Origin of the sequence: Bradyrhizobium sp. 199, assembly GCF_023073355.1 — a bacterium.
GTDB lineage: Bacteria > Pseudomonadota > Alphaproteobacteria > Rhizobiales > Xanthobacteraceae > Bradyrhizobium.
Window position 1 is genome coordinate 663275 of sequence record NZ_JADPJI010000002.1, and the last position, 21377, is coordinate 684651.

At 64.6% G+C, this 21377-nt stretch carries 20 protein-coding genes and 3 pseudogenes; 18 read left to right on the top strand and 5 right to left on the bottom strand.

The window, feature by feature from the left end; all coding sequences use genetic code 11:
* Positions 1-18: 18 nt before the first annotated feature.
* The gene (locus tag IVB28_RS03165) at positions 19-2250 is read left to right on the top strand and encodes an adenylate/guanylate cyclase domain-containing protein (protein WP_247524601.1); all 2232 of its coding nucleotides are present in this window, start codon (positions 19-21) and stop codon (positions 2248-2250) included.
* 74 nt (positions 2251-2324) lie between these two features.
* Here the strand turns inward: IVB28_RS03165 and IVB28_RS03170 are convergent.
* A pseudogene (locus tag IVB28_RS03170) lies at positions 2325-2500 on the bottom strand (ABC transporter substrate-binding protein); the annotation flags it as partial.
* Between IVB28_RS03170 and IVB28_RS03175 the strand changes: the two are divergent.
* The 10 genes and pseudogenes from IVB28_RS03175 to IVB28_RS03220 all read left to right on the top strand — a co-directional run.
* Positions 2495-2860, top strand: a pseudogene (locus IVB28_RS03175) (oligopeptide/dipeptide ABC transporter ATP-binding protein); the annotation flags it as partial. The pseudogenes IVB28_RS03170 and IVB28_RS03175 sit on opposite strands and share 6 nt — an antisense overlap.
* Positions 2857-3054 (top strand): hypothetical protein, encoded by a 198-nt coding sequence (locus IVB28_RS03180; protein WP_247524602.1) that lies wholly within the window; start codon positions 2857-2859, stop codon positions 3052-3054. The pseudogene IVB28_RS03175 and the gene IVB28_RS03180, both read left to right, overlap by 4 nt.
* Positions 3051-4466, top strand: coding sequence for an amidase (locus IVB28_RS03185; protein ID WP_247524603.1), 1416 nt, complete (start codon positions 3051-3053; stop codon positions 4464-4466). Before IVB28_RS03180 ends, IVB28_RS03185 begins: the two co-directional genes overlap by 4 nt.
* Positions 4463-5171, top strand: a pseudogene (locus IVB28_RS03190) (oligopeptide/dipeptide ABC transporter ATP-binding protein). Before IVB28_RS03185 ends, IVB28_RS03190 begins: the two are co-directional and overlap by 4 nt.
* A gap of 108 nt (positions 5172-5279) precedes the next feature.
* Positions 5280-5549, top strand: coding sequence for a GlsB/YeaQ/YmgE family stress response membrane protein (locus IVB28_RS03195; RefSeq protein ID WP_212245815.1), 270 nt, complete (start codon positions 5280-5282; stop codon positions 5547-5549).
* A 252-nt stretch (positions 5550-5801) separates the two neighbouring features.
* Positions 5802-7550 carry a type I secretion system permease/ATPase gene (locus tag IVB28_RS03200; RefSeq protein WP_247524604.1) on the top strand — a complete coding sequence of 583 codons (1749 nt, stop codon included), beginning with the start codon at positions 5802-5804 and terminating at the stop codon, positions 7548-7550.
* Positions 7547-8881, top strand: coding sequence for an HlyD family type I secretion periplasmic adaptor subunit (locus IVB28_RS03205; RefSeq protein ID WP_247524605.1), 1335 nt, complete (start codon positions 7547-7549; stop codon positions 8879-8881). Before IVB28_RS03200 ends, IVB28_RS03205 begins: the two co-directional genes overlap by 4 nt.
* Before the next feature lie 28 nt (positions 8882-8909).
* Positions 8910-9197, top strand: a complete 288-nt coding sequence (locus IVB28_RS03210) for a hypothetical protein (protein WP_247524606.1) — start codon at positions 8910-8912, stop codon at positions 9195-9197.
* Between the two features lie 61 nt (positions 9198-9258).
* Positions 9259-10737, top strand: coding sequence for an AMP nucleosidase (locus IVB28_RS03215; protein WP_247524607.1), 1479 nt, complete (start codon positions 9259-9261; stop codon positions 10735-10737).
* 82 nt (positions 10738-10819) lie between these two features.
* On the top strand, positions 10820-11095 hold the full coding sequence (locus IVB28_RS03220) for a DUF1488 family protein (protein WP_247524608.1): 276 nt from the start codon (positions 10820-10822) through the stop codon (positions 11093-11095).
* A gap of 121 nt (positions 11096-11216) precedes the next feature.
* On the opposite strand, the gene IVB28_RS03225 is transcribed toward IVB28_RS03220, so the two are convergent.
* Positions 11217-11717, bottom strand: a complete 501-nt coding sequence (locus IVB28_RS03225; protein ID WP_247524609.1) for a CinA family protein — start codon at positions 11715-11717, stop codon at positions 11217-11219.
* 141 nt (positions 11718-11858) lie between these two features.
* Here IVB28_RS03225 and IVB28_RS03230 point away from each other — a divergent pair, with 141 nt between their 5' ends.
* From IVB28_RS03230 to IVB28_RS03240, 3 genes are read left to right on the top strand one after another with little or no spacing between them, the layout of a single operon-like run.
* Complete coding sequence (locus tag IVB28_RS03230; RefSeq protein WP_247524610.1) at positions 11859-12917, top strand: amidohydrolase family protein; 1059 nt, start codon at positions 11859-11861, stop codon at positions 12915-12917.
* Between the two features lie 24 nt (positions 12918-12941).
* Positions 12942-14051, top strand: a complete 1110-nt coding sequence (locus IVB28_RS03235; RefSeq protein WP_247524611.1) for an amidohydrolase family protein — start codon at positions 12942-12944, stop codon at positions 14049-14051.
* Positions 14051-14464: a Rieske (2Fe-2S) protein gene (locus tag IVB28_RS03240; protein ID WP_247524612.1), complete on the top strand. Its 414-nt coding sequence runs from the start codon at positions 14051-14053 to the stop codon at positions 14462-14464. Before IVB28_RS03235 ends, IVB28_RS03240 begins: the two co-directional genes overlap by 1 nt.
* Positions 14465-14587: 123 nt before the next feature.
* Here IVB28_RS03240 and IVB28_RS03245 read toward each other — a convergent pair whose 3' ends face one another.
* The gene (locus IVB28_RS03245) at positions 14588-15487 is read right to left on the bottom strand and encodes a transcriptional regulator GcvA (protein WP_247524613.1); all 900 of its coding nucleotides are present in this window, start codon (positions 15485-15487) and stop codon (positions 14588-14590) included.
* Between the two features lie 110 nt (positions 15488-15597).
* Here IVB28_RS03245 and IVB28_RS03250 point away from each other — a divergent pair, with 110 nt between their 5' ends.
* A complete protein-coding gene (locus tag IVB28_RS03250) occupies positions 15598-15801 on the top strand; it encodes a DUF1127 domain-containing protein (RefSeq protein ID WP_247524614.1) in 204 nt (67 codons plus the stop codon).
* Positions 15802-15869: 68 nt separating this feature from the next.
* Entirely contained in the window at positions 15870-16493 is a 624-nt protein-coding gene (locus tag IVB28_RS03255; RefSeq protein WP_247524615.1) for a GNAT family N-acetyltransferase, read from the top strand.
* A 124-nt stretch (positions 16494-16617) separates the two neighbouring features.
* On the opposite strand, the gene IVB28_RS03260 is transcribed toward IVB28_RS03255, so the two are convergent.
* A complete protein-coding gene (locus IVB28_RS03260; protein ID WP_247524616.1) occupies positions 16618-17448 on the bottom strand; it encodes an enoyl-CoA hydratase in 831 nt (276 codons plus the stop codon).
* Between the two features lie 68 nt (positions 17449-17516).
* The gene (locus tag IVB28_RS03265; RefSeq protein WP_247524617.1) at positions 17517-18218 is read right to left on the bottom strand and encodes an SDR family oxidoreductase; all 702 of its coding nucleotides are present in this window, start codon (positions 18216-18218) and stop codon (positions 17517-17519) included.
* A gap of 229 nt (positions 18219-18447) precedes the next feature.
* Here IVB28_RS03265 and IVB28_RS03270 point away from each other — a divergent pair, with 229 nt between their 5' ends.
* The gene (locus IVB28_RS03270) at positions 18448-20232 is read left to right on the top strand and encodes an acyl-CoA dehydrogenase family protein (RefSeq protein ID WP_247524618.1); all 1785 of its coding nucleotides are present in this window, start codon (positions 18448-18450) and stop codon (positions 20230-20232) included.
* 45 nt (positions 20233-20277) lie between these two features.
* A complete protein-coding gene (locus IVB28_RS03275; protein ID WP_247524619.1) occupies positions 20278-21366 on the top strand; it encodes a Zn-dependent alcohol dehydrogenase in 1089 nt (362 codons plus the stop codon).
* Positions 21367-21377 lie beyond the last annotated feature (11 nt).

Below are 21377 nucleotides of genomic sequence, written 5' to 3' on the forward strand. Positions count from 1 at the left end.
GCGTGATATTCCACTAGCATGAAGCGTCTGAAAATCCTGCGGCGGTGGTTTGCACGCAAGCTGGGCTTTGCGCGGCTGATGTGCCTTGCGCTGCTGGTCGTGTTCGCCGCCGCTCGGCTCTGGGATCCGCCGCCGATCCAGGAATTGCGGCTGCGTACCTTCGACATGTTCCAGCTGATCGACCCGCGCCACAAGGCGGCGCGGCCGGTCGTTATCGTCGACATCGACGACAAGAGCCTTGCGAGGCTCGGCCAGTGGCCGTGGCCGCGCACACGGATCGCCGATCTGATCCAGAACCTCACCAGCAGCGGCGCGGTGGCGATCGGCTTCGACGTGGTGTTCTCCGAACCCGACCGGCTCAACCCGGATCTGGTTGCGAGTCAGATGCGTTATCTGGATGACGCCACCCGCACCAAGCTGCGCGAGCTGCCGAGCAACGACCAGGTCCTCGCCGATGCCATCAAGCGCTCGCGCGTCGTGCTGGGCGAGACCGGGCTTCCGGAGGTCTTGTCCGAACTCGATAAATCGCTTCCGTTCACGGGGGTGGCGACTCTCGGCGAGGACGGGGCTGAGCGCTTCCTGTTCGAATTCCCCGGCCTGCTCCGCAACGTCCCTGTGATCGAGAAGGTTGCCGCCGGCCGCGGCCTGTTCTCGATCAGGACCGAGCGTGACGGATTGATCCGCCGCGTGCCCATGATCATGCGCGCCCAGGGCAACATCATGCCCTCGCTTAGCCTCGAGATCCTGCGGGTCGTCACTGGCACGCCGACATTGCTTGTCCGCACAGACAAGGCGGGCATCAGGTCGATCCGCCTCAAAGGCGTGGAAGTTCCGACCGACAAGAACGGTCAGCTTTGGGTGCACTATGCGCGCCGGGACCCTTCGATCTACGTTTCCGCGGCCGACGTGCTCGACAACAGCGTGCCGCCTTCCAAGCTTGCCGGCAAGCTGGTGCTTGTCGGCACCTCCGCGGGGGGATTGAACGACATCAAGACCACGCCGGTGTCCCGGGCCATGCCGGGGGTCGAGATCCATGCCCAGGTCCTCGAAAGCGTGCTGAGCGGCGCTGTGATCTCGCAACCGAACTACGCGCTTGGCGTCGAATTACTGGCCGCACTGGTCATCGGCCTGCTCGTCATCATCTTCACGCCGAACCTCGGACCGGTGCGCCTGGTGCTCGTGGGTGCGACCTTCGCCGCCATCCTGGTCGGCGTATCCTGGTTCTTCTATGCGCAATACCGCTACCTCATCGATTTCACCTATCCGCTGCTCTCGACCACGGCGATCTATTTGACCCTGATCTTTGCCAGCTTCGTGCGCGAGCAGCGCCAGCGCGTCCAGATCCGCGGGCAGTTCGCGCAATATATGTCGCCGGTTTTGGTCGAGCAGCTGGCGCAGTCGCCGGAAAAGCTCGTGCTCGGCGGCGAAGAGCGCCAGATGACGATCATGTTCTCGGACGTGCGCGGCTTCACTACGATCTCCGAGAGCTACAAGCACGATCCGCAGGGTCTGATCGCGCTGATGAACCGCTTCCTGACGCCGCTGACCGACGTGATCATCGATCAGAAGGGCTATATCGACAAATACATGGGCGACGCCATCATGGCGTTCTGGAATGCGCCGCTCGACGATGCCGAGCACGAGATCAACGCCTGCGAGGCGGCGATCCAGATGCTGGAGCAGATCGATGCGGTCAACAAGGAGCGCGAGGAGGAGGCCGCCGAGGGCGGCCATGTCTATATTCCGCTCAATGTCGGCATCGGCCTCAACACCGGCATTGGCGTCGTCGGCAACATGGGCTCCGATCTGAAGAAGAACTATTCGGTGCTTGGCGATAGTGTGAACCTCGCCTCACGCCTCGAAGGCCAGTCGAAGGAGTACGGCTTTCCCATCATCGTGGGATCCAGGACCGCGCTCGCCGCCAAGGACAAGTTCGCGATCCTCGAGCTCGACTTCATCATGGTCAAGGGCAAGACCGAGCCGGAGGTGATCTATGCCATCGCCGGCCGCGAGGACGTGATGCATTCGGCCGCCTTCCAGCGCCTGCGCAACATCACCATCGAGATGCTCGGCTGTTACCGCGGCCGTGACTGGCAGGGCGCGCTGGATGCGATCGAACGCGGCCGTTGCAGCGAAGACGCCGACACGCTGGAAAAGCTGTTCAGGCTCTATGAGGCCCGCATCAAGGATTTCCAGCTCGATCCGCCGGCCGAGGGCTGGACCGGAGCGTATGCGCTGCTGACGAAGTAGGGCGGGTGTGGGGTTGTAGGGTGGGTTACGCCTTCGGCCGACCCGCGCTGCGATGAGCCCCCCTCACTCCATCCGGCGTTGATCTCGTCGGCCGCGCCCTTGCGCCAGTGCGTGTAAAGCGTCTCGAGCTCGACGATCTCGAAGCCGATCTCGATGCCCATCTCCTTGAAGCTCTGCTGCAAAATTCGTTCATCCGCAGCGACAGCATCTGGCCGGTGCCGCCTTGCGCAATGATGAAGGTGGCCTCAACATCGTCCGCTACATCAGCGATCGCGTGCTGGTGATGTATCTCGGCGCGGTCGTCGAGCTCGGCCCGGTCGACCAAGTTTGTACCGGCCGGCGCATCCCTACACGCGCGCTTCTAGCTGCGATGCCGTCTTCCGACCCTGACAGGCGCACCGAAACACCGCCGATCACGGGCGATCCGCCCAATCCGATCGATCGGTCCCCGGGCTGCCGCTTCCATACCCGCTGCCCGTTTGCGGAGCCGCTCTGCGCAAATGCAACACCAAAGCTCACCGCGCTCGATAGAATGGGCCACGACGCCGCGTGCTACATGGCTGTGCCGGGTTCGGCTCATAGCCGCGCGCCCAGGGAGAAGACCGCATGACGAGACCGTTGCCCAAAGAGATCAAGTCCATCGCGCAAATCGCCGGTGTCCCCGTGGATGACGAGATCGCCACCCGCATCTCCAATTCCATCGGACCTGCCTTCGAAGGCTTCGCGACGATCGCCGGCACGCTGCCGTTCGACCTCGAGCCCGCGCTCTATGCGATCGCGCAGACTGCGAAGGTCTCGAGATGAGCACGGAACCGGAATTGATGACGCTTACCGAGGTCGCGCGCGCGATCGCGATGAAGCAGATGTCCTCGCATGAGGTGACGCGCGCGCTGCTGCACCGCGTTGCGCAGTGGCAGCCGCATCTCAATGCTTTCATGTCGATCGAGTCGGAGAAGGCTCTGAAGGCCGCCGATGCCGCTGATGCCGAGCTGGCCAAGGGCGAAGTCCGCGGCCCGCTGCATGGCGTGCCGCTCGCGCACAAGGATATGTATTACGATGCCGGCCACGTCGCGACCTGCGGCTCGTTGATCCGCCGGGATTTCGTGCCGACCGTCACCTCCACCGCCTTGCAGCGGCTGAAGGATGCCGGCCAGGTCCGCCTCGGCACGCTGCATCTCGCCGAATTCGCCTATGGCCCGACCGGCCATAACGCCCATTACGGTCCGGTTCGCAATCCCTGGAACGTCGCGCACATCACCGGCGGCTCGTCGTCGGGCTCGGGCTCGGCGGTCGCGGCACGATTGACCTATGCCGCGCTCGGCTCCGACACCGGCGGTTCGATCCGCATGCCCGCGCATTTCTGCGGCGTCACGGGATTGAAGACCACCGTTGGCCGCGTCAGCCGCGCCGGCGCAATGCCGCTGTCGCAATCGCTCGACACCGTCGGCCCGCTCGCCCGCACCGCCGAGGATTGCGCGCTGCTGCTGGCGCTGATGGCAGGCCCTGATCCCGAGGATACCACCTGCAGCCACGAGCCGCTGTCTGACTATGTTGGCGCGACCAAGGGCTCGCTGAAGGGCCTCAAGATAGGCGTGCCTGCGTCTTACTATGTCGATGATCTCGAGGGCGAGGTCGCGCGCGTGCTGGACGAGACCATCGCGGTGCTCAAGCGCGAGGGCGCCGACATCGTCACGGTTGAGCTGCCTGACCAGCGACAATTGTCCGCAGCCAACCTGCTTGTGCTTGCGGCCGAAGCCGCCGCCTTCCACAAGCGCTGGATGATCGAGCGGCCGCAGGATTATGGCCCACAGGTGTTGATGCGGCTTCAGAACGGGCTCGCGGTCCCCGCGATTACCTATCTCGAGGCAATGCGCTGGCGCGGACCTGCGCTCGCCGCCCACAACGCTGCGACATCAGGCGTCGACGCGGTGATCGCGCCGGCGTCCCCGGTGCCGGCGCCGACGATCGAGGAGAGCGACGTCGGTGGCGGGCCAAACGCGCCGGCGCTGTTGCAGCGGCTGACGCTGTTCACCCGTCCGGTGAACTACCTCGGCCTGCCGTCGCTCACGGTACCCTCTGGCTTCACCAAAGGCGGTCTTCCGATCGGCATGCAGCTGATCGGCCGGTCCTTCGATGAGGCGACCTTGCTCACCATTGGCGCCGCGTTCCAGCGCGCCACCGATTACCACGACCGGGTACCAAAACTGCCGGCATGACAAAGCTCGTCGAGATCTCAGGCCTCAACATCCGCTTCACGAGCGAACGCACAGTCTCTGCCGTGAACGACCTCAGCTTCTCGCTCGCTGATGGCGAGGTGTTGGGCCTGCTCGGCGAGTCCGGCTCGGGCAAGAGCGTGACCTTGCGCGCGCTGATGCGGCCATTGCCGAAGAAGCGCACGCAGATTTCGGGCGAGGTCAACGTCATGGGCCGCGACATGCTCGCCATGAACGACGAGGAACCGTCGTCCTTCCGCGGGCAGGCCGTCTCGAGGATCTTCCAGGAGCCCGCGCTCGCGCTCGACCCGGTTTATGCCAGCGCGCGCAGATCGCCGAAGGCGTCGTGCGCTACGAAGGCAAGAGTTGCGCGGGGAGCAGGGCGAGTGCGTTGGAGACCGCGTCGCAGTGATCTATGTCGGCCAGATCGTGGAGCAGGGCAGCTTGCGCGATATCGTCCGCTCGCCCGCGCACCCCTACGCCAAGGGCCTGCTCGCCTCGACCATCCACGGCGCCAAGCGGGGACAACGTCTCGAAACCATCCCCGGCACGCCGCCCTCGCTTGGCGAAAAGCCCCACAACTGCTCCTTCGCCCCTCGCTGCGCCATGACGCAGCCCCGCTGCCTGGAGCAATTGCCTGCCAAGGTCGAAGTCGGGCCGGGCCGGGCCGCGCGATGTGTGCTGGCCGAGCAGGCGTTCGCGAGGTAGCCGGTGCGCTCCCTCCCGGCTCTTGGAGCCGGGCGAAGTGGTGGCATTCACACCTCATTCATCCCGGTTCCCGTTCCATGGCTCCGTTCACGGAGAGGGACTTCACTTATGCACATTTCCAATGAAGGCCTGCTTGTCATCCTGTTCGTCGGCCTGGTTGCCGGCTGGCTCGCCGGCAAGGTGGTGCGCGGGACCGGGTTCGGGATCATCGGCGACATCGTGGTCGGCATCGCCGGCGCGCTGGTGGCGAGCTTCCTGTTTCCGAAGCTCGGCATTCGTATCGGCACGGGCCTGGTGTCGGAGATCGTCTATTCCGCCATCGGAGCGGTCATCCTGCTGCTGGTGGTGCGGCTGGTGCGTGGCGGGGGCCGGTTCTAGCCCGCGCCCGGACTGGAACTTTCGGGCTCTCGCTTTTCCGGGAAGAGCCTGAAACCCCGCAAGAAAAAGCCGCAAGCCTGTGAAATTCCGGACTTGCGCGCGAGGCCATCAGGGGTAGATGTGGCTCATGGAGGCCTGGATTAGGTCGACCGCGTTGGACGAGCGGAAAACGCGATATTAATCCGGGTCAAGTACTCCTGATTCGCCTTTGAGATCAGGGGCTTTGCCTCTCACCGGAAAGAGATCAGACTGATGGCAGCCATCCCTGGCGTCCGCCGTTCAGAGCTCGGTGACGCCTTGCGCGCTTGTCGCACGGCGTTCGTCGGCGTCGGCTTGATGAGCTGCATGATCAACCTGCTCTATCTGACCGGGTCGATCTTCATGCTGGAGGTCTACGATCGGGTGCTGCCGAGCCGCAGCATTCCCACCCTGATCGGCCTCATCATCCTCGCCAGTTTTCTCTATATGGCGCAGGGCGTGCTCGACATGATCCGCAATCGGATCCTGGGGCGGGTCGGTACCGCGCTGGATGAAGCCCTCAACAGGCGCGTGTTCGACACCATCGTGCGCCTGCCGCTCCTGGTCGGCAGCCGCAACGAAGGGCTCCAGCCGCTGCGTGATCTCGACAACGTCCGCTCCTTCCTCGGCGGCATGGGTCCGAGCGCGTTCTTCGACCTGCCCTGGCTGCCGCTCTATCTCGCCATCTGTTTCGCGTTTCACGTCATGATCGGCGTCACCGCGCTGGTCGGCGCCATCATCCTGGTCGGCCTGACGCTGGTCACCGAATTCATGTCCCGCCAGCCGGCGCGCGAGGCGATGGGCCTTGCCGCCCAGCGCAACGATCTCGCCCAGGCCAGCCGCCGCAACGCCGAAGTCATGGTGTCGATGGGCATGGCCGGCCGGATGAACCAGCGCTGGAGCGAGGCCAACGAAAAATATCTCGCCGGCAATCAGCGTGCGAGCGACGTTGCCGGCGGTCTCGGCGCGGTCGCAAAGGTGCTGCGCATGATGCTGCAATCGGCGGTGCTCGCGGTCGGCGCCTATCTCGTCATCCACCAGGAGGCGACCGCCGGCATCATCATCGCCGGTTCGATCCTCTCCGCCCGCGCGCTTGCCCCGGTCGATCTCGCCATTGCGCACTGGAGATCCTTCGTCGCCGCACGGCAGAGCTGGCATCGCCTCACCCGGCTGCTGGAGCAGATGCCGGCGCAGACGATGCCGACCCAGTTGCAGCCGCCCACGAGCCGGCTCTCGGTCGAAGGCGTCGCCATGGTGCCGCCCGGCGACCAGCGCCTCATCGTGCAGGACATCACTTTCGCGCTCGCCGCGGGCAACGGACTCGGCGTGATCGGCCCGAGCGGCTCCGGTAAATCGTCATTGATCCGCGCGTTGGTCGGGGTCTGGCAGCCGGTGCGCGGCAAGGTGCGGCTCGACGGCGCGGCGCTCGATCAATGGTCGTCCGACATGCTGGGCCGCCACATCGGCTATCTGCCGCAGGACGTCGAACTGTTCGGCGGCACCATCGCGCAGAACATCAGCCGGTTCGACCCCGAGGCGACCTCCGACGGCATCATCGCGGCGGCGAAAGAAGCCGGCGTGCACGAGATGATCATCAAGATGCGCGAGGGCTACAACACGCAAGTCGGCGAGCAGGGCGCTGCGCTTTCCGCAGGCCAGGCGCAGCGTGTGGCGCTGGCGCGTGCGCTCTATGGCAACCCGTTCCTGATCGTGCTCGACGAGCCCAACTCCAATCTCGACACCGAAGGCGACGAGGCGCTGACCCGCGCCGTCCGCGCGGCGCGCGAGCGCGGCGCCATCGTCGTCGTGGTGGCGCACCGCCCGATCGGAGTCGAGGCGGTCGACCAGGTCCTGGTGCTGCGCGACGGCCGTATGCAGGCGTTCGGGCCGAAGGAGCAGGTGCTCGCCCAGGTGCTGCAGCCGCGCGTGACGCCGCCGGCACCGATCAAGATCGTCAGCGAAGGCGGAGTGGCCAAGCCATGAGTACGATGGCCATCGGCGGCCCGAAGCCTGCCGCGAAGAAGACCGTGCGCGAGTCCATCAAGTTTCACCTGATCCTCGGTCTCGTGATCGTGCTGGTCCTGGTCGTCGGTCTTGGCGGCTGGGCGTCCACGGTTTTGATCTCGGGCGCGCTGATTGCGCCGGGGCAGATCGTGGTCGAATCCAACGTCAAGAAGGTGCAGCATCCGACCGGCGGCGTGGTTGGCGAGGTGCGCGCCCGCGACGGCGACCTGGTCAAGGCCGGCGATATCGTGGTTCGGCTCGACGACACCGTCACCAAGGCGAATCTTGCCATTGTCACCAAGAATCTCGACGCCGCGCAGGCGCGCGCAGCGCGATTGCAGGCCGAGCAGCGCGGTGTCGACAGAATCGAATTTCCGCAGGTCCTGCTCGATCGCGCCGGCGATCCCGACGTCAAGCTGCTGCTCTCCGCCGAAACCAAGCTGTTCGACGTCCGCGTCAACGGCCGCACCGGCCAGAAGGCGCAGCTCCGCGAGCGCATCACGCAGCTCAACGAGGAAATCTCCGGCCTCAGCGCCCAGGAGAAGGCCAAGGACCAGGAGATCGCGCTGGTGCAGAACGAGCTCACCGGCGTGCGGGAGCTCTACGACAAGCGCCTGGTGCAGATCTCGCGCCTGACCCAGCTCGAACGCGACTCGGCGCGCCTCAACGGCGAGCGCGCGCAGTACATCGCCTCGCGCGCCCAGGCCAAGGGCAAGATCACCGAGATCGAGTTGCAGATCATCCAGGTCGACAAGGACGTGGTGAGCGAAGTCTCCAAGGACCTGCGCGAGACCAACGACAAGATCGGCGAACTGATCGAACGCAAGGTTGCCGCCGAGGACCAGCTTCGGCGCATCGACATCCGCGCGCCGCAGGACGGCATGGTGCTGCAATCCAACGTGCACACCGTCGGCGGCGTCGTCACCGCCGGTGATGCGCTGATGCTGATCGTGCCGCAGGCCGACGATCTCCAGGTCGAGGCCAAGGTCAATCCGGTCGACATCGACAAACTGCAGATCGGCCAGAAGACGCTGCTGCGCCTCTCCGCCTTCAACCAGCGCACCACGCCCGAGCTCAGCGGCCTCGTCAGCCGCGTCTCGCCCGACGTCACCACCGACCAGCGCACCGGTCAGAGCTACTACACCATCCGCGTCTCGATGCCGGCCGCAGAGATCGCCCGCCTCGGCGACGTCAAGATGATTCCCGGCATGCCTGTGGAAGCCTTCGTCCAGACCGGTGACCGCACCATGCTGTCCTATCTGATGAAGCCGCTGCACGACCAGCTGATGCGGGCGTTCCGCGAGAAGTGACGGGCGGTGCTATTCCTAGGCTGTCGAAATGCTGCAGACTGTCTTGTCGGTGCTGACGAGCATTCTCTTCTTGGCCGCAATCCCAGTCTTTGTGGTCGGAGCTTACCAGCAACACAAGTTTTTCGAAGAATGGCGTGAGCATCACGCTCAATCGCTGGATTGGTTCACCAAGGGTCAACGCTCTGTTGTGGCCGTTCTATCGAACAAGCTCTCGCACCGATGTCGCGACCGTCGTCGTAAGCTCTTCATGGCCGTGGGAGCATTTTTCGGACTTCTTCTAGCCATGGCTCTCCTGATTGCTTTTCAGCGCTCGTAATGACGACCTGTTTCTGTTCTTGTTATAATCGGAGTCAGCCCCAGCAACCCGGCGTCCAATCATGCAATCCACCCAGACCCCGCCCCCCATCGCCACCGACTCCTTCGCCGATGCGGCCGCGGCCGTTGCCCGCCTTGAAGAGATCTACGAGCGCAACACGAAGTTCCTGCGCGGTCGGTTCGAAGCCTATGTGGGCGGCGAGGTGATCACGACGCGGGTGCGGTCCTATTATCCGTTCGTCCGCGTCACCACCGCGACGCATGCGCGGCTGGATTCGCGTCTCGCCTATGGCTTCGTCGCGGGCCCCGGCGTGCACGAGACCAGCGTCACGCGGCCGGATCTGTTTCGCAGCTATCTCATCGAACAGATCGGGCTGCTGATCCAGAACCACGGCGTGCCCGTCGAGATCGGGGAATCGTCCGAGCCGATCCCGATCCACTTCGCCTACCGCCGCGACATCAACATCGAGGCCGCCATCACGACCAGCGAGAATTCGCTTGTGACGCGGTCGCTGCGCGATGCGTTCGACGTGCCTGACCTCGCAACAATGGACGATTCCATCGCCGACGGCACGTTTGAGCTCCAGCCCGGCGCGCCCGAGCCGCTGTCGCTGTTTCGGGCGGCTCGCGTCGATTACTCGCTGCGCCGGCTCTATCATTACACCGGCACCGACCCCGAATATTTCCAGAACTTTGTGATCTTCACCAACTACCAGTTCTATGTCGACGCATTCGCGCAATCCTGCCAGCAGCGGCTCCAGTCCGGCGAGACCGGCCTCGAAGCCTTCGTCGGGCCCGGCAACGTCATGACGCGCAGCGGCGGCGCGATCAGCGGCGCCGCCCCTGTACGCACGCCGCAGATGCCGGCCTTCCACCTGGTCGCGCCGGGCTATCGCGGCATCAGCCTGATCAATATCGGAACCGGTCCGTCCAATGCGCGCAACGTCACCGACCACGTTGCGGTGCTGCGTCCGCATGCCTGGTTGATGCTCGGCCATTGCGCGGGCCTGCGGAATACGCAGCGGCTCGGCGACTACGTGCTCGCGCATGGCTATGTACGCGAGGACCACGTGCTGGACCGTGAGCTGCCGCTGTGGGTGCCGATCCCGGCGCTGGCCGAGATGCAGGTCGCGCTCGAGGAGGCAGTCGAGGACGTCACCGGGCTCGAAGGCTTCGAGCTCAAGCGCCTGATGCGCACCGGGACCGTGGCGAGCGTCGACAACCGCAATTGGGAGATCTCCGGGCCTGAGGTGATCCGCCGGCTGTCGCAGTCGCGCGCGGTCGCGCTCGACATGGAATCGGCCGCGATCGCCGCTAACGGCTATCGTTTCCGCGTTCCCTACGGCACCCTGCTCTGCGTCTCCGACAAGCCGCTGCACGGCGAGATCAAGCTCGCCGGCATGGCCAGCGAATTCTACCGCCGCCGCGTCGGCCAACATCTCGAGATCGGCCTGAAGGCGCTGGAGCGGCTCAAGCAGCAGGAATCGGAGCGGCTGCATTCGCGAAAGCTCCGCAGTTTCGCCGAAGTCGCGTTCCAGTAGGACGCATCCCCCACTCTTTGCTGCTGACAAGGCGGCGGATTTTCAGCATTGTCGGCGCGGGGGGCGACCGGATCGTTTTTCAATGCCGCTGATGCGTGACAAGATCATTGGCCATGATCTCGAACGGCTGGCCTTTCGCTTCACCATGCTGAGCGAGACCGAGTCCGTGCAGTGCCAGATCAGCGACGCCGCGATGGACGAGCTCGCGGGCATGCAGGGCACCGAAAGCAGCGCGCGGCAGGCGCAGTTCCTGTCGCTGCGCGAGACCATCGAGCGGATCGCGTCGGATCTCTACGACGAAGCACCGCGTTTCCAGGGCTACGTGGTGCGGATCTTCATGCGCCATCTGGCGCGTTGACGTCGCGATACCCTCCGCTGCAATGCCTCACTCTCTGCTGTCATTCCCCGCGAATGCGGGGGGATCCAGTACGCCGCGGCCTATGATCTCTTCACGGCCGCCTCCGACTGCCCCGTCTCATTCAGGTCGCGTCGGCCAGCTCACCCCCCAGCTTCCTCAACAATAATCTCAGCGCCGTCGCGGCAAACACCTGCATGTTGGCGAATCGGTCGTTGCTCCCCGTCTCCAGCGTCATCACCTCCGCGGCGGGGCCTGCGACTGCCATGCAGCTATGCCCCGCGGCGTCGCCATAGCGGTTGCCGGTGGGGCCGGCTGCGCCGGTCTCGGACAGGGCCCAGTCGCTGTTGAAGCGGGTTCGCATCTGCTCGGCGAGCAGTTGCGCGTAGGGCTCCGAGGAGGAGCGAAAGCCCTTCATTCCTTCATCCGAAATATCCATCAATACGCGTCTGGCATCGCGGGTGTAGACCACCGCGCCGCCGAGGAAATAGGCGGAGGCGCCGGGCACCGCGAGCAGGCTGGCCGCGAGCAGGCCGCCGGTCGAGGATTCCGCTACGGCGATGGTCTGTTTGCGTGCGATCAGTCTGGCAGCGATCTGTTCCGCAATGCCGACGAGCTCTTTCATGTCCTGAACCTCTCATGTCCCCGCAACTAAGCTCAGCCTTCCTAGCATATGCCAGCGGCCCTGGCCGAGTTGCGGGCGGCGGGCAGGCCTGCTTGAATGGCGGGCGCGAGACAAAAGCGACGATGAAACCAAGGAGACGTCATGGCGTCCCTGATCGCGGGCGGGGTGGATTGCGATGTGCATCCGGCCGTGCCGCATCTGACCAGCTTGCTGCCGTATCTGAACGATTACTGGCGCGATCAGGTGACGACGCGCGGCATGGTCGATCTCGTCTCGCAATCCTATCCCGAGAGGTCGCCGATCGTGGCGCGGCCCGATTGGCGCCCCGAAAGCGGCAAGCCGGGCGAGAGCCTGGCGGATATGCAGCGCCATGTGCTCGATCCCTTACAGCTCGAGCTCGCCATCTGCAATCCGCTCTACGGTGTGCAGATGATCTTCTCCGAGGATATGCAGGCGGCCTTCTGCCGCGCGCTGAACGATTGGCTCGCCAAGGAATGGCTCGATCGCGACAAGCGGCTGCGCGGCTCGATCGTGATCCCGACGCAAAGCGTCGAGAAGGCCGTCGCCGAGATCGAGCGCTGCGCGCAGGACAAGCGCTTCGTTCAGGTGCTGATGCTGGTCATGGGCGACACGCCGCTGGGCAAGCGCGCGCTGTGGCCGATCTATGAAGCCGCGCAGCGGCTCGGACTGCCGGTCGGCATCCACGCAGGTTCCGCCTATCACAATCCGCCGACCGCCGTGGGATGGGGTTCCTATCACATCGAGGATTATGTCGGGCAGGCCCAGGCATTCCAGACCCAGCTTACCAGCCTGATCGTCGAGGGGGTGTTCGCTAAATATCCGCGCCTGAAGATGGTGATGCTGGAGTCAGGCGTCTCCTGGATCTCCCCCTATCTCTGGCGGCTGCACAAGTTCTGGCGCGGGGTGCGGATGGAAACGCCTTGGGTCGATCGTGCGCCGCTGGAGATTGTGCGCAGCAACATCCGCTTCTCGTTGCAGCCATTTGATGCACCGCCAGATGACGCGACATTAATTCGCCTGTTTGATCATATGCAGTCGGACGAATTGGTCCTATTCTCCACGGACTATCCGCACTGGCAGTTCGACGGCCAGGACGCGCTGCCCGAAGGTCTGTCCCCCGATCTCGTGCGCAAGATCATGATCGACAATCCGCATGCGACCTATCCCCGCCTGACTTAGCCCGCTGCCAAAGGAGGCAAGGCGATGAATATCCAGTTCCGCGAGAACCAAGAAGCCGCGTCCCCCCTGACCGTCAAAACCGCGATTGCGGATTGCGACATCCATCCGGCCCGCGCCACCCGCACCGAACTTTACCCCTATCTCGCCAAACGCTGGCAGCATCATCTCGAAGTCTACGGCGTCCATGCCTATCAGGGCATGATGGACGGCCCGCCCTATCCCAAGGCCCAGCCCAATGCCTCGCGCCGCGATGCCTATCCGCCCGAAGGCGGGCCGCAGGGCTCCTCGCTTTCCTTCATGCAGAAGCAGCTGCTCGACCCCAACAATGTGCAGTTGGGGGTGCTCAATCCGCTCAACACCGGGCAGGGCATCCGCAATCACGAACTCGCGGGCGCCTTGTGCTCGGCCATCAACGACTGGCAGATCGACAAATGGACCAGCAGGGACAAGCGGCTGAAGGCGTCCATCGTCGTCGCTAACGAGGATGGTTTGTCGGCCGCCGCCGAGATCCGCGAGCGCGCCGGCGACAAGAATTTCGTGCAAGTGCTGCTGCTCAGCCGCAATGTCGAGCCGCTCGGCCAGCGCCGCTACTGGCCGATCTATCAGGCCGCGGAAGAAGCCGGGCTGCCCGTCGGTGTCCACGCCTTCGGCTTCGGCGGCAACCCGATCACGCCCTCGGGCTGGCCTTCTTATTACATCGAAGAGATGGTGGGGCATTCGCAGTGCCAGCAATCGGCGCTGGCCAGTCTTGTTTTGGAAGGCGTGTTCGAGCGCTTCCCGAAGCTGAAGATGGTGATGATCGAGGCCGGCTTCGGCTGGGCGCCGTCGCTGGCGTGGCGGCTGGACAAGGTGTGGCAGCGCCTGCGCAGCGAGGTGCCGCATGTGAAGCGTCGGCCGTCGGAATATATCCGCGAGCAGGTATGGTGGACCACACAGCCGATGGAGGATCCGGAGCGGCGCGAAGATCTGTTCGACGTCATCAACTGGATCGGCTGGGACCGCCTGCTGTTCGCCACAGACTATCCGCATTGGGATTATGACGAGCCCTCGCGCGTCCTGCCGGCCGGTGTCAGCGAGGCCAATCGCGAGGCGTTCTATCTCGGCAATGCGAAGAAGCTTTACGGGCTGGCTTGATGGCGCGGCATGTGATCGCCGCGGTCGACGAGCTTCCGCCGGGCACGCGAAAACTCCTCGAGATCGACGGGCGGCCGATTGCGGTCTTCAACATCAAGGGCGAATATTTCGGCCTGATGAACCGCTGCCCGCATCAGGGCGCCGCGCTGTGCGAGGGTCCGCTGATCGGGCTCGCGCAATCCAGGGAACCTGGCGAGATTGAGTACACCAAGTTAGGGGAGATCATCCGCTGCCCCTGGCACGGCTGGGAGTTCGACATCCGCACCGGCCAGTCCTATTGCGACCCCCGCCGCTTCCGCGTGAAGGCTTATCCCGCCCAAGTCGAGCCGGGTGCCAGCGTGGTGAAGGGGCCGTATGTCGCCGAGACCGTTACGGTCAGGATCGAGAGCGATTACGTGGTGGTGGAGCTGTAGTCCCCCTGTCATTCCGGCAGCGGCAGGGCTTCCATCGTGCAACAGGAATGCTGGGAATGGACTCCGGGCTCGCCTCCTCAAGGCACTCCGGAAAGACATCCGGGCGCGGGACGCTGTTGATTGTCAGGCTTTATTTTGCGTTGCAGCGATCATCCAGTCGCGGAACGCGACCAGTTTCGGTGCCTCGCGGCGCCCCTCCGGCGAGACCAGGTAGAAGCCGGCATCCGCCGGCAGCGCGATCTTGAAGGGGACTACGAGGCGCCCCTTGGCGATGTCGTCCTGGACGTAGGACGTCCGCCCCATCGCCACGCCGATGCCGTCGATCGCGGCCTGGATGGTCATGAAGATCATGTCGAAGGTGATGCCGGGATGCCTGGCAATGTCGGCCGGCAGGCCCGCCGCGGTCAGCCACAGCCGCCAATCGTCGCTGTTGGCGTTGGAAGTGTGCAGCAGCGGATGGTGCCGCAGGTCTTCAGGCCGGCGCAGCGGCTTGTCGCCGCGTAGCAGCGACGGGCTGCACACCGGAAACAGCTCATCCGCCATCAGCCAGTCGGCGCGCAGGCCGGGCCACTGGCCGCGGCCGTAGCGGATCGCCGCATCGACATTGTCGCGCTGGAAATCGACGAGGGTAGTGGAGGTGGTGATGCGGACATCGATGCCCGGATGCTGCTCCTGGAAATCCGTCAGCCGCGGCAGCAGCCATTTCGCCGCGAGCGAGGCCAGCGTCGAGACCGTCAGCACCTTGTCATCGTCCTTGCGCAGCAACCGGTCGGTCGCGAGCCGGAGGTCATTGAAGGCGGCACGGACGCCCGGCAGATAGTCGCGGGCTTCCGGCGTCAGCGCCAGCGCGCGGTTCTGCCGGATGAACAGGCGGATGCCGAGCTCCTCTTCGAGCCTTCGGATCTGATGGCTGATCGCGGTCTGCGTCACGTTCAGCTCGCTGGCGGCCAGCGTGAAGCTGAGATGGCGCGCGGCGGCCTCGAATGCCCGCAATCCGTTCAGGGAGGGCAATCTGGCAGTCATTTGGCAGCAGGATACATGACGTTATTTCATGCGAAAGGGTACAAATTGTCGTTTGTCGCGGTGCACTAGGAAGCAGATATTGGCGGTCAAGTTAGCTCCAGGAGCTTAAAATGTCTACTTTGACCCACAACTCGATGACAAATCATCATGCGCCAGGCCTGCTCCAGCAGGTCGGTGAGATGCTTCACGTCTGGCACGAGCGCTACCGCACCCGCCGCGAGCTCACGCACTGGACCGCCCGGGATCTCCAGGACGTCGGCCTGTCCTGGTCCGACATCGCCTATGAGGCCGACAAACCCTTCTGGCGGGCCTGATTGGCCGCCAGGCCGGCGCCGCCTGACTGTGGGGGCGCCGGCGGTCCTTTTTTCGCTTGGCATGTGTCATGAGCACTCTTCGCCTCGAAGACCTGAAGCAATATTCGGACAGGCTGCGCACCCGCCGCGGCGAGGCGCTCAACGTGCGCTTCGTCGGGCCGCGCGATGCCGACGAACTCCAGCACTATTTCCGCTCGCTCTCGACGCGCTCCCGCTACAACCGCTTCTTCGGCGCGATCAGCGAGCTGCCAAAGGGACTACTGCACGACTTCCTCGAGGTCGGTGAGCGCCAACGCTTTACCGTGGTCGCGACCATGATGGTCGACGGCTTCGAGACCATCGTGGCCGAGGCGCGCTATGCGCTGCACGCCGAATCCGCGACATTGGAATTCGGTCTGTCGGTCGATGATCGCTGGCAGGGCCACGGCATTGCCACGGCGCTGCTGAAGAACCTCGAATGCCGCGCCGCAGCGCTGGGCGCCGAGCACATCTTCGGCGACACGCTGCGCTCCAACGAAACCATGCTCTCGCTCGCGCGCAAATCCGGTTTCGCCTTCGTCAATCATCCTGATGATTGGAAGCTGGTGCGCTTCGACAAGGAGATCTCGGTCGCACCGAATGACATTCCGTGCGCGAGCTGGCGCCTCGCCGCCCTTTCCCGTCAGGCCGATAGCCCCTCAGCCTCGGTCTGACACAACTGCAAGCCCGGCTCTGGTGAAACAGCGCCGGGCTTTTTTTTATTCTCCGCGGTCTCTTTCCCAAGTCACTCCGGCGCGCGTAGCGCGAACCCGGAATGACGCCGTGAGCGTTTAGTTGCTACTTCCCCGCAAACACCGCTTTGCGCTTCTCGATGAAGGCCTGCACAGCTTCCTTGTGATCGGCGGTTGTGGTGAGGCGGATCAGCCGTTCGGCCTCGTGGTCACGCGCCGTCTCGAAATCGAACAGCACGGCTTCGTCGAGATTGTCCTTCATGTAGCGCAGCGCCAGGCGCGGGCCATCGGCGAGCGATTTCGCAAGTGCAAAGGCTTCGGCTTGAAGTTTGTCGTCAGGCACGACGCGATTGACGAGGCCGATCGCCTCGCACCTGGCAGCATCCACCCGATCGCCCGTGAACATCAATTCGCGCGCCCGCGCGGTGCCGACCAGCCGCGTCAACAGCCAGGCGATGCCGTAGTCGCCGCTGAGCGCAATGCGGGCATAGCCGGTGGAGACGAAGGCAGATTGCGCTGCGATGCGGATGTCGCAGGCCATGGCGATGGCGAGCCCGGCGCCGACCGCGGGGCCGGGCAGCGCGGCGATAGTCGGCTTGCGCACCGACATCAGCGCGCCGGTGAGCAGTCGCTGCCGCTCCTGGAGGTCGGCGACTTTGTCCTCAAAGGGCATCTCGAGCTTCGCCTTGTCGCGATGCGCACCCATGCCCTTGACGTTGCCGCCGGCGCAGAACGCCTCGCCTGCGCCGGTCAGCAGCAGCGCGCCGACATCGGGATTTTCACCGCAGGTGCGGATCATTGTGCGCAGCGCCGGGGTCAGTGCGTCCGACAGAGAATTGCGCGCCTCCGGCCGGTTCAGCGTGATCACCGCGACGCGGTCGCGGATGACGCAGAGGAGTTCGTTGGTGCCGGTATCGATGGTGGTTTCCATGGTCATGTCGCTCCCCGTTTTTGCTGTCATTCCGGGGCGGTGCGAAGCATCGTACCCGGAATGACGAACTGAACTCAAAACTTCTCTACCCAGGGCCGCAGCTCGAGCTCCCAGCTCCAGGCGCTGCGCGGCTGCTGCAACACGTTCCAGTAGCTCTCGGCGATCGCATCGGGATCGAGCATCGAGTCCGGCTTGTCATCCGGCTCACTCCGCACAGCGCTGCGAATGCCGCCATCGATCACGAAATGCGCGATATGGATGCCTTGCGGCGACAGCTCCCGCGCCAGGCTCTGCGCCAGTCCCCGCAACGCGAACTTGCCCATCGCGAACGAGGCCGATTGCGCATAGCCCTTGACGCTGGCGGAGGCGCCGGTGAACAGGATCGCACCGTGTTTGTTCGGCAGCATGCGCTTGGCCGCCTGCTGCGCCACCAGGAAGCCGCCATAGGCACTGACCGCGATCGCTTGCGCCACATCGGCCGGAACGAGATCCACGACCGGCCCGCGGGTGCGGCCGCTGGCGTTGTAGACGACGAGGTCGGGCGTGCCGATCTCGCGCTCGACGAGACCGAACAGGCGTTCGACCTCGTCGGGTTCGGTGGCGTTGCAGGAATAGGCTTTCGCGCCCGTCTCAGTGCAGAGCGCGCCAAGCTTCTCGATCTTTCGGGCGGCCAGCGCAACGCGAATGCCTTGCGCGGCGAGCAAGCGCGCCAGCGAGGCGCTGAGGCCCTCGCCGGCACCGACGATGAGAGCGATCTTGTATTTCGGATGTTCCATGGCGTGATCTCTTGGGACAGGGAGAGCTTGATCTATGCACGGGCCGCGCGGGCAACCAGCCGGCGCGGTCACAATTCCGCAGGGCGAATTGCTCCCTCACGGCGGTCATGCCTCCCTGACAATTTGCGGCTTTATCGCGATCCGCGGCTGGAGCATGATCGACATCATCCAACGCGGCAAGCGCCAAATCAGCGCAAAGTCCGCATGGCGGGAACGATAGAGGACGATCATGCACAAGCCGGTCACAGCACAGCCGAAAAACGTCGCGGCCGAGCAACCCGGCCTGCTGGCGCCCGATACATCGGGTATGAATTTCTACCGCGCCGATCCCGCGCTCGCCGACCTCCTGCGCATTCATCTGCCGGACGCGCTATTCCGCCACATCGAGCCGCATCTCGACCGTCTCGGCGAACTCGCCGGTGGCCGTCTCGACGAGTGCGCGCGCCTCGCAGACCGGCACACGCCGATGCTGCACCAGCGCGACAAGTTCGGCCGTGACGTGCAGTGGATCGAGTATCATCCGGCCTATCGCGAGTTGGAGAATGCAGCGTTCGGCGAATTCGGCATCCATGCGCTCTCGCTCCGCAAGGGCATCATGGGCTGGCCGGACAAATACCCTGTCGTGGCCAAACACGCTTTCACCTTCCTGTTCAACCAGACCGAATTCGGCATGGGCTGTCCGATCAACGTCACCGACGGTTGCGCCAAGCTGCTGGCGAATTTCGGCAGCGAGGCGCTGAAGGCGAAATATCTCGACGGCCTGACCTCGACCGACATGAGCAAGCTGACGCAGGGCGGCCAGTTCATGACCGAGAAGGAGGGCGGCTCCGATGTCGGCACGCTGACGACGCGAGCGGTGCAGGAGGGCGATCATTGGCGCCTCACTGGCGAAAAATGGTTCTGCTCGAATGCCGATGCCAAGGTCGTGATGCTGCTGGCCCGGCCCGAAGGCGCCGGCCCCGGCACGCGCGGCGTCGGCCTGTTCCTGATGCCGCGCTTCCTCGACGACGGCTCGCAGAACCACTACCGGATCGTCCGTCTCAAGGACAAGCTCGGGACACGTTCGATGGCCTCCGGCGAGATCAAGCTGGAAGGCGCGATCGCCTACGCCGTCGGCAAGCTTGACCGGGGCTTCGTGCAGATGGCCGAGATGGTGAACTCGTCGCGGCTCTCCAACGGCGTCAAGTCCACCGCGCTGATGCGCCGCGCCTATCATGACGGGATGACGGTCGCGACCAACCGTGTCGTGTTCGGCCAGCGCATCATCGACCTGCCGCTCGGCCGACGGCAGATGCTGAAAATCATGCTGCCGGTCGAGCAAGCGCTGTCGATGAGCTTTCTCACGGCCGATGCGCTCGATCGCGCCGAAGCCGGCAGCCAGGATGCGGCAGCGCTGTTGCGCATCCTCACCCCGACGCTGAAATTCCGCGCCACGCGCGATGCCCGGAAGGTCTGCGGCGATGCGCTCGAGATGCGCGGCGGCATCGGCTATATCGAGGAGTTCGCCACGGCCCGCCTGCTGCGCGATGCGCATCTCGGCTCGGTCTGGGAAGGCACCGGCAACATCGTCGCCATCGATGCACTGCGACGCGCGGTCGGCCGTCACGGCGCCGAATCCGCGCTAACGGCCGATCTGCACGCCCGGCTCGACGACAGCGCCTCCGTGCCGCAGGCCTGGCGCGACCGTTTGCGCGGTCTGGTCGACCGCGCCGTCGGCTTCGCACGCGAAGTGGCGGGCAACGCCGACAACGAGTCCGATGCGCGGCGTGCCACCAGCCTGCTCTATCATGTCGCAAGCGCGGTCGCGCTCGCCTGGGAGGCGCACCGTATCGACGAGATGCGCGGCGATGCGCGCCGGCTGCTTTTGTCGCGGCTGGTGGTTGATCACCGGGTGTCAGCGAGCGATCCGTTCCGGCTCACGGAAAATGTCGTGCAGCAAGAGATCGCGGCGCTGCTGCTCGGCGATCGCGCCGCAGGCATGAGCGAGGTTGGCGAACTGGTCCTGGCGGCGTAGGCTGCTGCCACGCTCAAACCAAAGAAGCGCGATAGGGAGTGCTCGATGAAGGCCGCCGTCCTCTACGAAGTCAACCAGCCGCTGGTCATCGAGGATGTCAGCCTGCCGAAGCCGGGGCCACGCGAAGTGCTGATCCGCACGGCGGTCGCCGGGCTCTGTCATTCCGACCTGCACTTCATGGAAGGGCTCTACCCGCATCCGCTGCCGGCGGTGCTCGGCCACGAGTCAGCCGGCATCGTCGAGCAGGTCGGCTCCGACGTCACTTACGTCAAGCCGGGCGACCATGTCGTGACTTGCCTTTCGGTCTTTTGCGGCACTTGCGACAACTGCACCACGGGCCGTACTGTGCTCTGCACCGACACCACCGTGAAGTTGCTGCCGGGCGTCTCCAACCGGATGCAATGGTCGAGGCCCGAGAAGCTGCACCAGTTCCTCAATCTCTCGTCCTTCGCCGAGCAGATGCTCGTGCACGAAAATGCGATCGTCAAAATCCGGAAGGAGATGCCGCTCGATCTCGCCGCGCTGATCGGCTGCGGCGTCATCACAGGCTACGGCGCGGTGGTGAACACCGCCAAGGTGACGGCCGGCGAGACCGTCGCCGTGATCGGCTGCGGCGGCGTCGGTATGGCCGCGATCAACGGTGCGCAGATCGCAGGCGCCGGCCGCATCATCGCCATCGACACCAATCCGGCAAAGCTCCAGCTCGCAACCAAGCTGGGCGCGACCGACATCATCAATCCCGCCGACGGCGACGTCGTGAAGCAAGTGCGCGACCTCACCAATGGCGGCGTGCATCATTCCTTCGAGGTGCTCGGCCGCAAGGAAACCGCGGAGCAGGCGTTCGCCATGCTCGCCTCCGGCGGTACCGCCACCATCGTCGGCATGATTCCGTTCGGCCAGAAGATCGAGCTGCACGGCTTCGACTTCCTGCGCGAGCGCAAGATCCAGGGCTCCTCGATGGGCTCGAACCACTTTCGCGTCGACATGCCGCGGCTGGTCGATTTCTACCTGCGGGGACGGCTGCACCTGGAAGACTGGATCTCGGCCAAGCTGAAGCTGAGCGAGATCAACGACGGCTTTGCCAACATGAAAGCCGGCAAGACGCTGCGCAGCGTGATCATGTTTGACAGTTGAGCGCTTTCACC

Coding starts and splice junctions, on each gene's coding strand:
- IVB28_RS03235 (WP_247524611.1), top strand. CDS start 12,942: ATGAATATCCAGTTCCGCGAGAACCAAGAAGCCGCGTCCCCCCTGACC.
- IVB28_RS03205 (WP_247524605.1), top strand. CDS start 7,547: ATGAGTACGATGGCCATCGGCGGCCCGAAGCCTGCCGCGAAGAAGACC.
- IVB28_RS03215 (WP_247524607.1), top strand. CDS start 9,259: ATGCAATCCACCCAGACCCCGCCCCCCATCGCCACCGACTCCTTCGCC.
- IVB28_RS03180 (WP_247524602.1), top strand. CDS start 2,857: ATGACGAGACCGTTGCCCAAAGAGATCAAGTCCATCGCGCAAATCGCC.
- IVB28_RS03265 (WP_247524617.1), bottom strand. CDS start 18,218: ATGGAACATCCGAAATACAAGATCGCTCTCATCGTCGGTGCCGGCGAG.
- IVB28_RS03200 (WP_247524604.1), top strand. CDS start 5,802: ATGGCAGCCATCCCTGGCGTCCGCCGTTCAGAGCTCGGTGACGCCTTG.
- IVB28_RS03225 (WP_247524609.1), bottom strand. CDS start 11,717: ATGAAAGAGCTCGTCGGCATTGCGGAACAGATCGCTGCCAGACTGATC.
- IVB28_RS03195 (WP_212245815.1), top strand. CDS start 5,280: ATGCACATTTCCAATGAAGGCCTGCTTGTCATCCTGTTCGTCGGCCTG.
- IVB28_RS03240 (WP_247524612.1), top strand. CDS start 14,051: ATGGCGCGGCATGTGATCGCCGCGGTCGACGAGCTTCCGCCGGGCACG.
- IVB28_RS03210 (WP_247524606.1), top strand. CDS start 8,910: ATGCTGCAGACTGTCTTGTCGGTGCTGACGAGCATTCTCTTCTTGGCC.
- IVB28_RS03230 (WP_247524610.1), top strand. CDS start 11,859: ATGGCGTCCCTGATCGCGGGCGGGGTGGATTGCGATGTGCATCCGGCC.
- IVB28_RS03270 (WP_247524618.1), top strand. CDS start 18,448: ATGCACAAGCCGGTCACAGCACAGCCGAAAAACGTCGCGGCCGAGCAA.
- IVB28_RS03250 (WP_247524614.1), top strand. CDS start 15,598: ATGTCTACTTTGACCCACAACTCGATGACAAATCATCATGCGCCAGGC.
- IVB28_RS03260 (WP_247524616.1), bottom strand. CDS start 17,448: ATGACCATGGAAACCACCATCGATACCGGCACCAACGAACTCCTCTGC.
- IVB28_RS03165 (WP_247524601.1), top strand. CDS start 19: ATGAAGCGTCTGAAAATCCTGCGGCGGTGGTTTGCACGCAAGCTGGGC.
- IVB28_RS03185 (WP_247524603.1), top strand. CDS start 3,051: ATGAGCACGGAACCGGAATTGATGACGCTTACCGAGGTCGCGCGCGCG.
- IVB28_RS03275 (WP_247524619.1), top strand. CDS start 20,278: ATGAAGGCCGCCGTCCTCTACGAAGTCAACCAGCCGCTGGTCATCGAG.
- IVB28_RS03255 (WP_247524615.1), top strand. CDS start 15,870: ATGAGCACTCTTCGCCTCGAAGACCTGAAGCAATATTCGGACAGGCTG.
- IVB28_RS03220 (WP_247524608.1), top strand. CDS start 10,820: ATGCCGCTGATGCGTGACAAGATCATTGGCCATGATCTCGAACGGCTG.
- IVB28_RS03245 (WP_247524613.1), bottom strand. CDS start 15,487: ATGACTGCCAGATTGCCCTCCCTGAACGGATTGCGGGCATTCGAGGCC.